Annotated in this window: 10 protein-coding genes; 6 read left to right on the top strand and 4 right to left on the bottom strand. The window is 69.5% G+C overall.

The window, feature by feature from the left end; all coding sequences use genetic code 11:
• Position 1: 1 nt before the first annotated feature.
• Positions 2 to 3562: an amino acid adenylation domain-containing protein gene (locus tag BDI24065_RS02400; RefSeq protein ID WP_175029852.1), complete on the top strand. Its 3561-nt coding sequence runs from the start codon at positions 2 to 4 to the stop codon at positions 3560 to 3562.
• A 56-nt stretch (positions 3563 to 3618) separates the two neighbouring features.
• A complete protein-coding gene (locus BDI24065_RS02395; protein ID WP_175029851.1) occupies positions 3619 to 4107 on the top strand; it encodes an SRPBCC family protein in 489 nt (162 codons plus the stop codon).
• A 28-nt stretch (positions 4108 to 4135) separates the two neighbouring features.
• On the opposite strand, the gene BDI24065_RS02390 is transcribed toward BDI24065_RS02395, so the two are convergent.
• Both BDI24065_RS02390 and BDI24065_RS02385 read right to left on the bottom strand, forming a co-directional pair.
• On the bottom strand, positions 4136 to 5122 hold the full coding sequence (locus tag BDI24065_RS02390; protein ID WP_175029850.1) for a LysR family transcriptional regulator: 987 nt from the start codon (positions 5120 to 5122) through the stop codon (positions 4136 to 4138).
• A gap of 119 nt (positions 5123 to 5241) precedes the next feature.
• Positions 5242 to 6015 (bottom strand): AraC family transcriptional regulator, encoded by a 774-nt coding sequence (locus BDI24065_RS02385; protein WP_175029849.1) that lies wholly within the window; start codon positions 6013 to 6015, stop codon positions 5242 to 5244.
• Between the two features lie 201 nt (positions 6016 to 6216).
• On the opposite strand from BDI24065_RS02385, the gene BDI24065_RS02380 reads away from it, so the two are divergent.
• The 4 genes from BDI24065_RS02380 (at position 6217) to BDI24065_RS02365 (ending at position 11061) form a co-directional block, all read left to right on the top strand.
• Positions 6217 to 7620, top strand: a complete 1404-nt coding sequence (locus BDI24065_RS02380) for an efflux transporter outer membrane subunit (RefSeq protein ID WP_254609661.1) — start codon at positions 6217 to 6219, stop codon at positions 7618 to 7620.
• A gap of 58 nt (positions 7621 to 7678) precedes the next feature.
• Positions 7679 to 8803, top strand: coding sequence for an HlyD family secretion protein (locus tag BDI24065_RS02375; RefSeq protein WP_175029847.1), 1125 nt, complete (start codon positions 7679 to 7681; stop codon positions 8801 to 8803).
• Positions 8800 to 10383 carry a DHA2 family efflux MFS transporter permease subunit gene (locus BDI24065_RS02370; RefSeq protein WP_175029846.1) on the top strand — a complete coding sequence of 528 codons (1584 nt, stop codon included), beginning with the start codon at positions 8800 to 8802 and terminating at the stop codon, positions 10381 to 10383. Before BDI24065_RS02375 ends, BDI24065_RS02370 begins: the two co-directional genes overlap by 4 nt.
• Positions 10384 to 10656: 273 nt before the next feature.
• Positions 10657 to 11061 (top strand): peptide ABC transporter ATPase, encoded by a 405-nt coding sequence (locus tag BDI24065_RS02365; RefSeq protein ID WP_175029845.1) that lies wholly within the window; start codon positions 10657 to 10659, stop codon positions 11059 to 11061.
• Between the two features lie 107 nt (positions 11062 to 11168).
• Here BDI24065_RS02365 and BDI24065_RS02360 read toward each other — a convergent pair whose 3' ends face one another.
• Positions 11169 to 12650, bottom strand: coding sequence for a hypothetical protein (locus BDI24065_RS02360; protein ID WP_175029844.1), 1482 nt, complete (start codon positions 12648 to 12650; stop codon positions 11169 to 11171).
• Positions 12647 to 14014, bottom strand: a complete 1368-nt coding sequence (locus BDI24065_RS02355) for a glycoside hydrolase family 71 protein (protein WP_175029843.1) — start codon at positions 14012 to 14014, stop codon at positions 12647 to 12649. Before BDI24065_RS02355 ends, BDI24065_RS02360 begins: the two co-directional genes overlap by 4 nt.
• Between the last annotated feature and the right edge of the window lie 8 nt (positions 14015 to 14022).

The raw sequence follows: 14022 nt of genomic DNA, 5'->3' as shown, positions 1-14022 counted from the left end.
GATGAAAGCGATCATCTTTGCGATCGGCGGCCAGACCCGTCTCGCCGCGCGGCTGGCGGCCGAACTCGAGGCGACCGGCCATACCGTCCATATCGCCGACGGACGTGACGGTCCGTTGCGCGACGCGGCCGATGCGCTGCTGTTGCCGGCGCCGGCACCTGACACGTTGCGCAACGCGGCCGAGTGGTCGATCGTCTGCGGTGCGCCGGACCCTGCCGTGCATTGCGCACAGGCGCGGCCGCTGCATTGCGAGATCGTCGCCGATGCGTTTCCGCCGCGCGAGGTCCGCGTCGCGTGGCTGACGGAAGCGGCGCCGGGCGACACACGCGTGCTGGCCGACATGACGCTCGCGTTCGGCGAGGCGCTCAACGGCGCCGATCTCGCGGACGAGATCGCCGCGTGCGCGGTCGACCTGATGCTCGAAGTCGCGAGCGGGCTCGCGCGCGAGCTGGGCGATCCGCACGACGCGCCGCGCGCAACGCCGCCCGGGCCGGCCGACATCGCGCTCGATCTCGAGCGGCTGGCCGGCTGGCACGCATCCAACGACACGGCTGCTGCGTGGCCGTGCGAACCGTCGCTACCGGAACTCGTGTCGCGCGCGGCGGCCGGGTCGCCCGACGCCTGCGCGCTCGTCGCGGCCGACGGCCAGTTGACCTATCGCGAGCTCGTCGCACGCGCTCGCGACGTCGCCGCGCGCATCGCCGCACGGCCTGCCGTGCCGCGCGTGGTTGCCGTCAGGCTCGACAAGGGCGTCGCGCTGTATCCGGCGATCCTCGGCGTGCTGGGCGCCGGTGCAACCTGCGTGCCGCTCGATCCCGCGTTTCCGCCCGAGCGTGCCCGCACGATCCTGCGCGAATCCGGTGCGCAGGCGCTCGTCGTCGGCGGCGCGGTCGATCCGGCGCTGCTCGACGGATTCGACCTCGACGTGATCGACTGCGGCACCCACGCGGAAACCGACGCTGCAACCGATGCGCAGGCCGCCGCGTGGCCGCTCGAACGCGATGCCGGCCGCGATGCGCGCTGCGCGATCGCGATCTACACGTCGGGCTCGACCGGCGTGCCGAAGGGCGTGATGCTGTCGCACCGGAACCTCGTGCAGTTCTGTCACTGGTATCGCGCGCACGTGTCGCTCGATGCGTCGTCGCGCGTGCTGCAGTTCTCGACGGTCGCGTTCGATGCATCGCTGCTCGACATGTTTCCGACCTGGCTCGCCGGCGCGACGCTGGTCGCACCGACCGAGGTGCAGCGCCGCGAACTCGATGCGCTCGCGGCGCTCGTCGCCGACGCGCGTATCACGCACGCGTTCCTGCCGCCCGCGCTGCTCGCGGCGCTGCCGGACTGCGACTGGCCCGCGCTCGCCCATCTCGTGACGGGCGGCGACGTGTGCGACCCAGACACGATCGCGCGCTGGAGCGCGAACCGGCGACTGCACAACATCTACGGGCCGACCGAATGCACGGTGCTCGCGACGACGAGCGAACTGCGCGCCGGCGACAGCAACCGGCGCATCGGCCGGCCGATTGCGAACGCGCGCTGCCATGTGCTCGCGGCCGACGGCCGTCCGGCGCTCACCGGCGAGGAAGGCGAGCTGTGCATCGCCGGCGCGGGCGTCGGGCTCGGCTACCTCGGCAGGCCCGACCTGAGCGCGGAGCGCTTCGTCGCCGATCCGTACGGCACGCCGGGCGCGACGATGTACCGGACGGGCGACATCGCCAGTTGGGAGCCGGACGGCACGCTGCGCTACGTGGGCCGCCGCGACGCGCAACTGAAGATCCGCGGCTTTCGCGTCGAACCGGGCGAGATCGAGACGGCCGCGCTGGCGGCGGGGCTGTACCGCCAGTGCGCGGTGGTGCCCGACGAGCGCAAGCGTATCCGGCTGTTTGCCGCGAAGCCGGTCGACGCGGCGGCGACGCCCGACGCGCTGCGCGCCGCGCTGGCCGCCGCGCTGCCCGACTACATGGTGCCGTACGACGTGACGGCGCTCGACGTGCTGCCTGCGACGCCGAACGGCAAGATCGACCGGGCCGCGCTGGCGCGCCTGCCGGTGTCGCGTGCGGGGAGCGACACGCGCGATGCGCCGCGCGGCCCGCTCGAGACGCGTCTCGCCGAAATGTGGTCGACGCTGCTCGAACTCGCGCCGGAAGAGATCGGCCGCGATGCATCGTTCTTCGAACTCGGCGGCCATTCGCTGCTGGTGTCGCGGCTGATGCTGGCGGTGAAGCGTGAGCTGGGCGGCAACGCGGCACTCGCGCGTTTCATGGAACGGCCGACGGTCGCCGCGCTCGCGGGGCTGCTCACCGACGAGACGGTCGAGCGCGGCGCGAACGTGCCGGCGCGCGTGCACGACGATCGCCGCCTGCCCGACGACGTGCGGCTGCCGGCCGGCCAGCCGGCCGGCGACGGCCCGGGCGCGGTGTTGCTGACCGGTGCGAACGGGTTCCTGGGCAGCTTCATCCTCAGCGAGCTGATCAGCCGCACGAACCAGGTCGTCTATTGCGTCGTGCGCGGCGACGACGACGCAAGCGCGCGCCGGCGGCTCGACGAAGCGGCGTTCGTCAACGGGCTCGGCCATCTGTGCGGGCATCCGCGCGTGCGGGTGCTGCGCGGCGATCTCGGCGCCCCGCGCCTCGGGTTGTCGGACGCGATGTGGCAGACGCTCGCGGCCGAGGTCGGCGCCATTTATCACAACGGCGCACACGTGAACCACGTGTACGACTATCCGTACCTGCACGCGGAGAACGTCGGCTCGACGCTCGAGCTGCTCCGTCTGTGCTGCAGCGGCCGTCGCAAGGCGCTGCATTTCGTATCGACGCTATCCGCGGCGAGCGCGACGGGCCCGACGGGCCGCCTGATCGAGGCGGCTCCGTCGGAGGCCGGCCCTGCTTTCGTCAACAACGGCTACAACCTGACGAAGTGGGTGTCCGAGCATCTCGTTGCCGAAGCGGCTGCGCGCGGGATCGACACGACGATCCTGAGGCCCGGCAACATCACGGGCCATTCGCGCACGGGGCTGTGCCAGCCGGGTCGCAACCGGATCCTGCTGTTGCTCAAGGGCGCGGTGCAGCTCGGCTTCGCGCCGCTCGCGAGCGAGGGCGGCCTGTTCGACCTGAGCCCGGTCGATTTCCTGGCGCGCGCGATCGTCGCGTGCACGCTCGACGCCGCCCGCACCGAGCGCGTGTTCCATCTGCACAACCCGCGCCCGCTCGATTGGGCCGGCTACCTGCACGCCCTCGCGCGCCGTGGCTATCCGCTGCGCTTCGAGGCGCCCGAGGTGTGGCGTGAGCGGCTGTTGTCGATCGACGAATCGAATGCGCTGTTCGACGTCGTCGCGTTTTATCTCGACGACCGGCAGGACGATATCGGCGACATGGCCGTGATCGACCACGCGCGCACCGAGGCGGCGCTGCACCGGCTCGGCGTCGCGTATCCGGACAAGGACGAGCGGCTGCTCGAAGCGCATTTCGGCTATCTCGCCGAATGCGGATTCATGCCGCCGCCTGCCGAACCGGCGCCGCGCGCGAACGACGCACGCCGCGACGCCGAGCCCGAACCCGCGTGGTGAAGACGTATCCCAGTTTGATCAATCGCTGTCATCGCATCATTCATCAAGGAGGCATCATGCTGCAACGTACTGCAACGCAACCCCGTCCGTCCACGCTCGTCTATGCACCGCAGACGCCGATCCTGTCCGGCTCGGCCGAACTCGACGTGCCGGCCCGCGACGCGTGGCGCGTGGTCGGCGATTTCGCAGGCTTCTCGCGCTTCATCACGGGGCTCGACCATACCGACATGATCGGCGAAGGCGTGCGCTCGCTGCGCATCAAGCGTTTCGCGGACGGCAACGTCGTCGTCGAGCAGCTCAACAGCCACGACGACGACGCGATGGTGATGACGTGGAGCCTGATCCACACGTCGTTCGACATCGGCAATCTGTGGGCGCTGATGCGCGTCGAGCCGCGCGGCGATCACGCCTGCACGGTGACGTGGGACATCGCCGGTGAACCGTCGCATGGCGGCGCCGAGCGCCAGCCGGAATTCGACGCGTTCGTCACCGGCTTCCTCGACATGGCGATGACGAACCTGCGTGCATTGTTCAAGCCGCAGTAATCGTGCATCGACCGCCGGCGCGGCGCCGCTACGCGGCCGCGCCGGCCCACGCGCCGGCCTTGCCCGGTGCGTGGCCCTGTTTCCCCACCGGTTGCGCGCACGCATCGTCGTGCACCTGCGCGAATGCGTCGCGCAGCGCGGCCTTCATGAAGTCGACCCATGCGCGCGTCTTCGCGTCGAGATGCTGGCGCGACGCATACACCAGGAATACGCCGATTTCCTCCGCCTGATAATCGGGCAGCACGTGCACGAGCGCGCCCGAGCGCAGGTCCGCCGCGGCGACGAAATCCGGCAGCAACCCGATCCCCGCCCCTTCGCGCACCGCGATCGCCAGCGACGCGGCGACGTCGGCCGTCATCGACGGATCGACGTCGATCGTCTGCGCTTGCCCGCCGTTCCACAGCGTCCAGATGCGCTCGTGATAGGCGGGCGCGACGAGCTGCACGCAGCGGTGTTGAACGAGCGCGCTTGGCGATTCGGGCATGCCGTGCGCATCGAGATACGCGGGCGATGCGCACAGCACGCTGCGGATCCGGCCGACGTCGATCGCGATCTGCTCGGAACTCGGCAGGCTCGGCATCGCGATCACCGCGACGTCGTAGCTGTCGCGCACCAGCTTCGGCAGGTGCGGCGCAAGCGTCAGGTCGACGCTGACGTCCGGGTAGCGCGCCTGGAATTGTCCGATGAGCGGAATCACGAAGTGGTTGGCGATGCTCGCGCTGCAGTGCGCGCGCAGCCGGCCGTGCGGATGCACGCGCGCGTCGCGCGCCTCGCGCTCGCTCGCGTCGACGGCAAGCGTGATGTCCCGGGCGCGGGCGAGATAGCGCTCGCCGGCTTCGGTCAGGCACATCGAACGCGTCGTGCGGTTCAGCAGCCGGATGCCGAGACGATGCTCGAGCGATGCGACGAGCCGGCTGACGTGCGCGGTCGTGATGCCGAGCCGTTTGCCGGTCTCGGTGAAGGTGCCCGCGTCCGCGAGCGTGACGAAGGCCTGCATGCTTTGAATCAGATCCATCGGGGTAGCGGAATCTCCGGCCGGCCGTGTGGCGATGCCGCTACTGTAGCGACGCCCGCGAGACGTCGCGCGCGCGCATCAGCGTTCGATCGTCGCGAAACGGACAGTCGGTGCGCGATTCAGCGCCGCCGGAAGTAGTCGCTCGGTGCGACGCCGAGCGCCTTGCGGAACATTGCCGCGAACGCGCTGGGGCTGTCGTAGCCGTGTTCGAGCGCGAGTTCGAGGATCGGCGTGCCGGCGGCGAGGCGCGGCAGGCTCAGCAGCAGCCGCGCGTGGCGGCACCACGCGCCGTGCGTCATGCCCGTCTCGCGCTTGAATGCACGCGCGAGCGTGCGCTCGTTCATGTGTGCATCGCGCGCCCACGACTGCAGCGTGACGACCGACGACGGCTCGTTGATGAGCCGCGTGCACAGCGCGACGAGCGCGGGATGGCGCGGCATCGGCACATGCAGCGACAGCGGCGGCGCGATCTCGATCTCGTCGAGGATCAGCGCGAGCACGCGACCCGTGCGGTGCGACAGATCGTAATCGGCGGGCAGGTCGCAGGCCGTCACGATCAGTTCGCGCAGCAGCGTGCCGACTTCGATCACCCGGCATTCGTGCGGCAGGCTCGGCCGCACTTCGGGGCTGACGAACACGGTGCGCATCTGCACGTCGCCGGCCGAGCGGATCTCGTGCTGCGTGCCGCCCGGCACCCACACCGCGCGGCCCGTCGGCACGACCCAGCTGCCCGCGTCCGCGTGCACGATCATCACGCCGGAAATCGCGTGGATCAGCTGGCCCTGGCGATGCGAATGCGGCGGGTACGACATGCCGGCCGGCGAGTCGGACGCGACGATGGCGATCTGCTTGTCGCGCGCCTGGCGCTCGAGTGCGATGAAGAAATTTTCCAATTGATCTGAATTGTCCTTTTCTCGACGACGAATGCGCTTTACGCGCGAGATCGACCACGCAGGTCGAAATTACCATGAACCCATCGTTTGTTCGACTTTTCTTGCCACCCGATGCGCGTTCCGTCCATTCCGTCCGCTTCGTCCGTTTCTTCCGCTTCCGGCGCGCGCCTGCCGCGCGCTCGACGCGCCACCTGTGCGGCCATGCTGCTGGCGTCGGCCGCGCTTGCCGCGTGTTCGGTCGGCGAGCCGTACCGGCCGCCCGCGACCGATGCGGCGCGCACCGGCCCGTTCGACGCGCTGGCCGACGTGCCGGCCGCCGCGGCCGGCGAGCCGCCGGAGCGCTGGTGGCGGCTCTACGACGACCCTGTGCTCGACGGTCTCGTGCGCGACGCGCTCGCGCAGAACCGCGATCTCGCGGCGTCTGTCGCGCGGGTCGAGCGTGCGCGCGCCGTGTTCGACGAGGCCGGCGCCGCGCGCCTGCCCGAGACGACTGCCGGGTTCGGCGTCGACTACGGCAAGCACGCGCCCGACCAGATCGTGGCGGCGGCCAAGGGCACCGATGCGCGTACGCGCTGGGGTTACGCGCCGTCGTTCTCGCTGTCGTGGGAGGTCGATCTGTGGGGCCGCGTGCGCCACCTGGTCGACGCCGCGCGCGCGGATGCCGATGCGGTGCAGGCTGCGTCCGACGCGATGCGCGTCGTGGTGGCCGCCGAGACGACGGCCGCGTATGCGCAGGTGTGCGCGTACGGCGAGCGGATCGACGTGGCCCAGCAGTCGGTCGGGATCGCGGACCGGCTGGCCGCGCTGACGGCGAAGCAGCGCGCGCACGGGCTCGTGTCCGACCTCGAAGTGGCGCGTTCGCGCGCGTTCGCCGACGACACGCGCGCCGATCTGCCGGCGCTCGTCGGCTCGCGTCGCGCGGCGCTGTATGAACTCGCGGTGCTGACCGGGCGTGCGCCCGGTGCGTTGCCCGACGCCGCCGCGCACTGCCGCACGGCGCCGGTGCTCGCGCGGCCGTTCCCGGTCGGCGATGGTGCGTCGCTGCTGCGACGCCGCCCCGACCTGCGCGAAAGCGAGCGCCAGCTGGCCGCCGCGAATGCGCGGATCGGCGTGGCGACGGCCGAGCTGTATCCGTCGATCTCGCTCGGCGGCTCGGTGAACTGGCTGTCGACCGGCAGCGATCCGTCGACGCTCGGCGACAAGTACGCGATCGCATGGGGCGTCGGGCCGCTGATCACGTGGCGCTTTCCGAACCTGGCGGCGAGCCGGGCGCGACTCGCGCAGGCGCGCGCCGACGACACGCTCGCCCGTGCGCAATTCGATGCGCAGGTGCTTCGCGCGCTGAAGGAAACCGAGCAGGCGCTCGCGCAGTACGGCGCCGCGTGGCGCCGCCGCGCCGCGCTCGAAACCGCGCGCGCCGAGCATGCGCGCGCCTATCGCCTCGCCGAGCTGAACTACGAGGCCGGCGCACTCGATTTCCTCGGCGTGCTCGATGCGCAGCGCAGCCTCGTCGCGGTCGATTCGGCGCTGGCCGAGTCGACGCAGCAGGTCGCGCTCGACCAGGTCGCCGTATTCAAGGCGCTCGGAGGCGGCTGGCAACCGTAGCCGCCGCGTTCGCCGCGCACCTGTCCGTTCTCTTGCACGCCAACTTACCATTCCGATCATGAGCACGACTGCCGTACCCGAAAAAACCAAAACCGCCCGGTTCTCCCGGCGCCAACTGATTGCCGCGGGCGTCGTGTTCGCCGTCATCGCGCTCGCCGTGTTCGGCTGGCACTGGTGGACGGTCGGCCGCTTCATCGAGGGCACCGACGACGCGTATGTCCGCGCCGACGTCGTGACCGTCAGTTCGCGCGTATCGGGCTATGTCGCGCAGGTCGTCGTCGACGACAACCAGCCGGTGAAGCGCGGCGACGTGCTCGTGCGGCTCGACGATCGCGACTATCGCGCGAAAGTCGACGACGCGCAGGCCGCCGTCGCGGCGGCCGATGCGACGCTGCAGGCCGAGCAGGCAGCGGCCGCGACGCTCGACGCGCAGGTTGGCCAGCAGCGCAGCCAGATCGCGCAGGCCGATGCCGACGCGGCTGCCGCGCGCGCCGAAGCCGTGCGGCGCGACGCCGATGCGACGCGCTACAAGCAACTGCTGGCCGAATCGGCTGCGAGCGGCCAGCGTTGGGAGCAGGCTCACGCGGACGCGCTGAAGGCGCGCGCCGAGCTGGCCCGCGCGGGCGCGGCCGTGCGCGTGCAGACCGATCAGCAGACGGTGCTGCAGCGCCGCCGCGAGCAGAGCACGGCGGCGATCGCGCAGGCGCGTGCGCGGCTCGCGGCCGCTCAGGCCAAGCTGGCGCTCGCGCAGCTCGATCTCGACCATACGGTGATCCGTGCGACGCGCGACGGCAGTGTCGGCCAGCGCGCGGTGCGGGCGGGCCAGTACGTCGAAGTCGGGATGCCGCTGCTCGCGGTGGTGCCGCTGAGCGACGTGTACGTCGTCGCGAACTTCAAGGAAACGCAGCTGGGGGCGATGCACGACGGCCAGCCCGTCGAGATCGCCGTCGACACCTATGCCGGCCACACGCTGCACGGCCGCGTGATCGGCCTCGCGCCGGGCTCCGGCGCCCAGTTCGCGCTGCTGCCGCCCGACAACGCGACCGGCAACTTCACGAAGATCGTGCAGCGCATCCCGGTGAAGATCCGTGTCGATGCGCCGCCGGCCGGTGTCGTGCTGCGGCCCGGGATGTCGGTGATCGCGCGCGTCGACACGCGCGGCACGCAGGGGGCCGGCTCGTGACCGCTACGACCGCGCAGGCTGCGCACGAAGATACCGTTTCGCTGCGCGCGTGGGTCGCGGTGCTCGGCGGCGTGTTCGGCTGCTTCATGGCCGGCATGAACGTGCACGTCACCAACGCGTCGCTGCCCGACATCCGCGGCTCGCTCGGCGCGAGCTTCGAGGAAGGCTCGTGGATCACCACGGCGTACCTGGTCGCCGAGATCGTCGTGATTCCGCTCACCGGCTGGCTCGTGCAGGTGTTTTCCGCGCGGCGCGTGCTGCTGGTTGGCGCGACCGGGTTTCTCGCGTTCTCGCTCGCGTGCTCGATCGCACCGAGCATCTCGACGATGATCGTCGCGCGGGCGCTACAGGGCGCTTTCGGCGGCGTGCTGATTCCGCTGTCGTTCCAGCTGATCGTCACTGAATTGCCGTCGTCGAAGCACCCGCTCGGGATGGCGTTGTTCGCGATCGCGAACAACGTCGCGCAGGCGGCCGGGCCTTCGGTCGGCGGCTGGCTGACCGACATGTATTCGTGGCGCTGGATCTTCTACCTGCAGATTCCGCCGGCGATTGCGCTGGTCGCGGCGATCGGCTGGGCGATCAAGCCGTTGCCCGTGCAGCTCGGGATGCTCAGGCGGGCCGACTGGTTCGGGATCGCGACGATGGCGATCGGGCTGAGCGCGCTGCAGATCGTGCTGGAGGAGGGCGGACGCAAGGACTGGTTCGCGTCGAACCTGATCGTGGAGCTGTCGATCGTCGCGGCGGTGGGCCTCGTCGCCTTCATCGCGATCGAGCTGCGGCGCAAGGAGCCGTTCATCAACCTGCGCCTGCTGGGCCGCTACAACTTCGGGATCGCGAGCCTGATGCAGTTCCTGTTCGGCGCGGTCGTGTTCGGCGTGGTGTTCCTCGTGCCGAACTACTTCGCGGAACTGCACGGCTACAGCGCGCGCGACATCGGGCTCGCGATGATTCCGTACGGGCTCGTGCAATTCGCGATGTCGTTCCTTACGCCGCCGCTGATGCGTCGCACCAGTCCGCGCACGACGATCGTGCTCGGCTTCGTGCTGGTCACGGCCGGCTGCCTGATGAACATCCACCTCGACGTCGACGCTGCGTCGAACGTGATCGTGCCGTCGCTGATCGTGCGCGGGATCGGGCAGTCGTTCGTCGTGATCGCGCTGGCCGTGATGGCCGTCGACGGCATCGAGAAGGCGCAGCTCGGCTCCGCGTCGGGCGTGTTCAACATGGTCCGCAACGTCGGCGGCGCGATCGGCATCGCGGTCATGAGCCAGATCGTCGTCGAGCGGCAGAAGCTGCACGCGATGCGTATCGGCGAGGCGGTCACGCCGTTCTCCGAAGCGTTCCAGGAGCGCATGGCGATGCTCGCGCGGCTGCTCGCGCGCGTGCATGCGCCGCGTGCGGACGTGCTGCCGGGCGGGTCGGTGTCCGGCGTGCACGAGATCGCGCTCGGGCTCATCAACCAACGCGTGATGCGCGAGGCGCTGTTCATGGCGTACAGCGATACGTTCCTGATCGCCGGGATCGCGATGATCGGATGTACGGCGGCGGCGTTCGTGCTGAAGGGGAAGAAGAAAGCGTGATGGGGACAGACGCCCGATATTGAAGCCTGCCATACCTGACAGGCGAAGTATTTCAACAATGGGCGTATCGTTACCGGCTCGGGCCGGGTACCCGCCCGGCGTCGATCAGGGTGCGGACCGATCCGCACCGCCAGGCCGGCCCGTGTGGCCGGCCTGTCATTCGTGGCGGCCCCGGCGTCAGGGGCGAACCCAACCGTGTTTCGGGCCGCCCGTTCTCCGAAGTCCCTGTCCATTCAACCGGCTCGCTGCCGGACCCATCGCGAGGAAAGCGTCATGACGAAACCCGATTCCCTGAAAGGCAACATCAAGGGCCAGGCCCAGGCCGCGGATCGCCACGACCTGGAGCGGCCGGATGGCGACAGCGCACTGTGGGCGCGCAGCCTCACGACGCAGCGCGTGGCCGACCTGTTCCGGACCTTGCCGGGCCTGCCGGGTCACTGGATGCAGCTGCAGATGCAGGTCAACGCCGGGAATCGCCATTTCTGCGGCGGCCAGACCGGCCATCAGACCACCGAAGAGGGCAAGGTGCTGATTCGCTGGATCGCCGATGCGGTGATCAAGGCGGCCGAGCGGGCGCCGTTCGATTTCAACCTGCAGCAGCTGCGTTTTACCGCAGACATGGGTTGGCTCAAGCTGCATCGGGTCGGCGGGCGCGTGCTGGTGTTGTCGCGTCCCTGAGCGGCACGCATCGTGCATCGACCGTAGATCGGCCCCGCAAGCAAGCAGCCGTTTGATCACGCGCGCGTTCGCGATGTCGATGAAGAATGCGCTGTCCATCGGCACGATCAGGCATGCCATGTGCGACAGGTCGCGCCACGCGGTGACGGCCTGCATGTTCGCAATCGCCGCGGCCATTTCAGCACGAACGCCATCGGCACGCCGAACAGCAGGATCCAGCGCACCGTGTAGTACACGAGCACGTTCGAGTCGAACAGGAAGAACAGGAACGGCAGCGGCCACAGCACGGCTCGCAGCGGCAGCCACTTGCGGGCGCGCTTGCCCGTGTTGTTCTGCACGACGAGCAGCAGGGCGGGAATCACGAACGCCAGTACGAATCCCGCGATGCCGAAGTTCACCAGGAATTCTCCCGGCATGCCGAACAGCAGCGTCGTCTTGTCGAGCGCGGTGCGTTCGAGATCTCGAACGATGTCGGATTTCTCCAGCGCGAACGTATCGGGCCGATCGCTCCACAGCGCGCTCGGGACGACCGACGCAACCGCGCCGACGAAGCTCCGCCCCATCGGAAATTCGTAGCCCGGTTGCGTGACCGCGTCGATCGCGAGCGTCTGCACGTCGAAGCGCGACAGGTCGCGGAACAGGAACGCGCTGACCGGGCCCATGCTCAACTCGAGATCGCGCTGCTCGGCAAACCGCTGCGACAGATTCGCGACGTCGTCGTAGCCGAGACCGAACTTCAACGGCATCAGCAGCAGCCCGACCAGCGCCACGCCGATGCCGGCGGTCCGGATCGTGCGTGGGCCGATTCGCGCGACGAACGCGTGATGGACGAACAGCGCGAACACCAGCACGAAGACGATGCCCTGACGGCTTCCAGCGATGCCCGACGAGAGCCAGCCCAGCACGCCGAGCTGAACGAACGCCACGGCGGTGAGCAACGTACTGCGGCGGCGGCGCATCGTCAGGCAGACGAAGACCCACAGCGGCGATGTGTTGGCCAGCGCCTGGATCACGCCCAATCCGCGAAACGGATCGTTGTCGGTGCCGGTTTGCTCGACGCGCGTGTCGTACAGTTCGGCGATCCGCGCATAGCCGCCCAGCTTGATGTAGATGAACACCAGCGCGCCGAGCGACAGCAGTGCGAACAGGTACGCGAGTCCGCCCGCGCGCACGCCCGGTTCGAAGTGCCACTCGGGTTCGCGAAGACGGCTCGCATACGCATCGAGCGTCAGCTTGACCACCAGCACGCCGGCGATGCTCAGGCCGTACCAGAGCGCGACGGCCAGGCTGTCCTGCGGCAGCAGGCGAAGATAGATCTCGTCGCCGGCCAGCAGCTGCCAGAGCGGAAACACGCCCAGAAAGAAGAACAGGAAGATCCGGAACCAGCGCACGGTCGGGTTGCTCGGCCGGATGCCGGCGATGGCCAGCAGCAGCGCGCCGTTCAGCAACAGCAGCATGCCGTGCATGCGCTCGGTCAGCAGGAGCGTCACGACGATCGCCGCGAGCGTGCCGACGACGAACGTCGTTCCGAGCACGCTCCAGCCGCCGCGTTGGCCGTGCGCGCCGAGGGGCGAGCGCCGCGTATTCATCGCGAAGGCGCGCCGGTCGCCCAGCCGCTGTAGCAGCCGTACAGGCTGCTGAAGTCGTGTTCGGTGATCGCCAGTTCGCCGGTGCGATCGATGACGACATGCCCGTCGCGAACGAGCGTGAACCTCGGCTGCCCGGGCAGGCTCGGGACGTCGACGAACGAAATCCCGGCGGGCAGCGTCCGGTGGTCTTCGCGCCCGTCCTGGCGGATGGTCAGCCGCGCGGGATGCGTCAGGAACACGCACGCGAAAACGCGATCGACCAGCGGCCCCTGCGGCATGCTCGGCGGCTCGTTGGTTGGCGCTACCGGGCCGTCGGCGTCGATCTCGCCTTGCGCGGCCGGAGACAGCCGATAGAAATAGAACAGTTCGTCGCGCACGATCGGTGGCGGGCTGCCGGTCTTGAACCAGTGGATGTAGTGGCGCGACGCGCGCAGGTACCCTTCGTGGCTCAGGATCGGTCCGAAACGCGCGCTGTAGACGACGGACTGCCGGGCGCCGCCGGTCGGCACGACGTACGTCGATTCCGCCCAGTCGTTCCAGGTCACGATCTGCACCCAGGTCGCGCGCGACTCGATCGCCGCGCGCCATTCCTCGGCCATGCCGGCAAACCCGTCCGTCTCGAATGCACGGTAGTTCGTGCCTTGCGGCAGGCCACGGTAGTACGGCGTCACCGGGGCCATGAAGACCTTGTCGGCGTTGTGCAGCGCCGGGGCCAATGCGCGTGTGGAGCGGGCCAGCAGCGACGGCGAGCCGGCCGCGCCGAAGTAGAAATAACCGTCCGCCGGACCGATCCGCTCGACGATGTCGGCCGCCACGTTCGCATCGATTTCCCGTTCGCCGGTGCTCGGGAACAGGTGCGGAACGAAATAGGCGCCGAGGCGCCGCGCCGTTTCCAGCAGCGACGGCGCGTGGGCGCCGTCGAGCCCGCCCAGCGCGTACGCCGACAGCAGGGGGCGACCGTCCACCATCAACTGCGCGCGGCGCCCGCGGACGGTCCGGACGATGTCCTCGAGTTCGTCCTGGGCGCGACCGTCGGCGGACACGAACAGCGTGAATGCGCCGTCGAACCGGTCGGCCGCATCGTATATCGTTTCGACCCGCCGCTTGTAGTAAGGCTCGAACGCACTCCAGCCGCCGCAATTCAGCGCGAAGCCGTCGATGCCGGCTGCCATCGCGTCCTGCATCTCCCGTGCGTACTGATCGGGGCCGGCGTTTTGTCCGCTTCTCGGCCACGCGACCATGTAGTGCGCGAACACCTTGCGCGTGATCGGGGCACCGCTTGCTTTGGCCGTACGTGCGCGAAGCAGCTCGCCCGGGGCCAGTGCAGCGGCGACCGTCGTCGTGATGAAGGATCGTCGTTTCATGGAAGCTC

Source organism: Burkholderia lata (assembly GCF_902499025.1).
GTDB lineage: Bacteria > Pseudomonadota > Gammaproteobacteria > Burkholderiales > Burkholderiaceae > Burkholderia > Burkholderia lata_C.
The sequence above is the reverse complement of the archived record's forward strand: the minus strand, read 5'-3'. Positions and strand labels throughout refer to the sequence as shown.

What these genes read in the sequence shown, in the direction of transcription:
- BDI24065_RS02400 (WP_175029852.1), top strand. Translation starts at nt 2, where the DNA reads ATGAAAGCGATCATCTTTGCGATCGGCGGCCAGACCCGTCTCGCCGCG.
- BDI24065_RS02395 (WP_175029851.1), top strand. Translation starts at nt 3,619, where the DNA reads ATGCTGCAACGTACTGCAACGCAACCCCGTCCGTCCACGCTCGTCTAT.
- BDI24065_RS02390 (WP_175029850.1), bottom strand. Translation starts at nt 5,122, where the DNA reads ATGGATCTGATTCAAAGCATGCAGGCCTTCGTCACGCTCGCGGACGCG.
- BDI24065_RS02380 (WP_254609661.1), top strand. Translation starts at nt 6,217, where the DNA reads ATGCTGCTGGCGTCGGCCGCGCTTGCCGCGTGTTCGGTCGGCGAGCCG.
- BDI24065_RS02375 (WP_175029847.1), top strand. Translation starts at nt 7,679, where the DNA reads ATGAGCACGACTGCCGTACCCGAAAAAACCAAAACCGCCCGGTTCTCC.
- BDI24065_RS02365 (WP_175029845.1), top strand. Translation starts at nt 10,657, where the DNA reads ATGACGAAACCCGATTCCCTGAAAGGCAACATCAAGGGCCAGGCCCAG.
- BDI24065_RS02360 (WP_175029844.1), bottom strand. Translation starts at nt 12,650, where the DNA reads ATGAATACGCGGCGCTCGCCCCTCGGCGCGCACGGCCAACGCGGCGGC.
- BDI24065_RS02355 (WP_175029843.1), bottom strand. Translation starts at nt 14,014, where the DNA reads ATGAAACGACGATCCTTCATCACGACGACGGTCGCCGCTGCACTGGCC.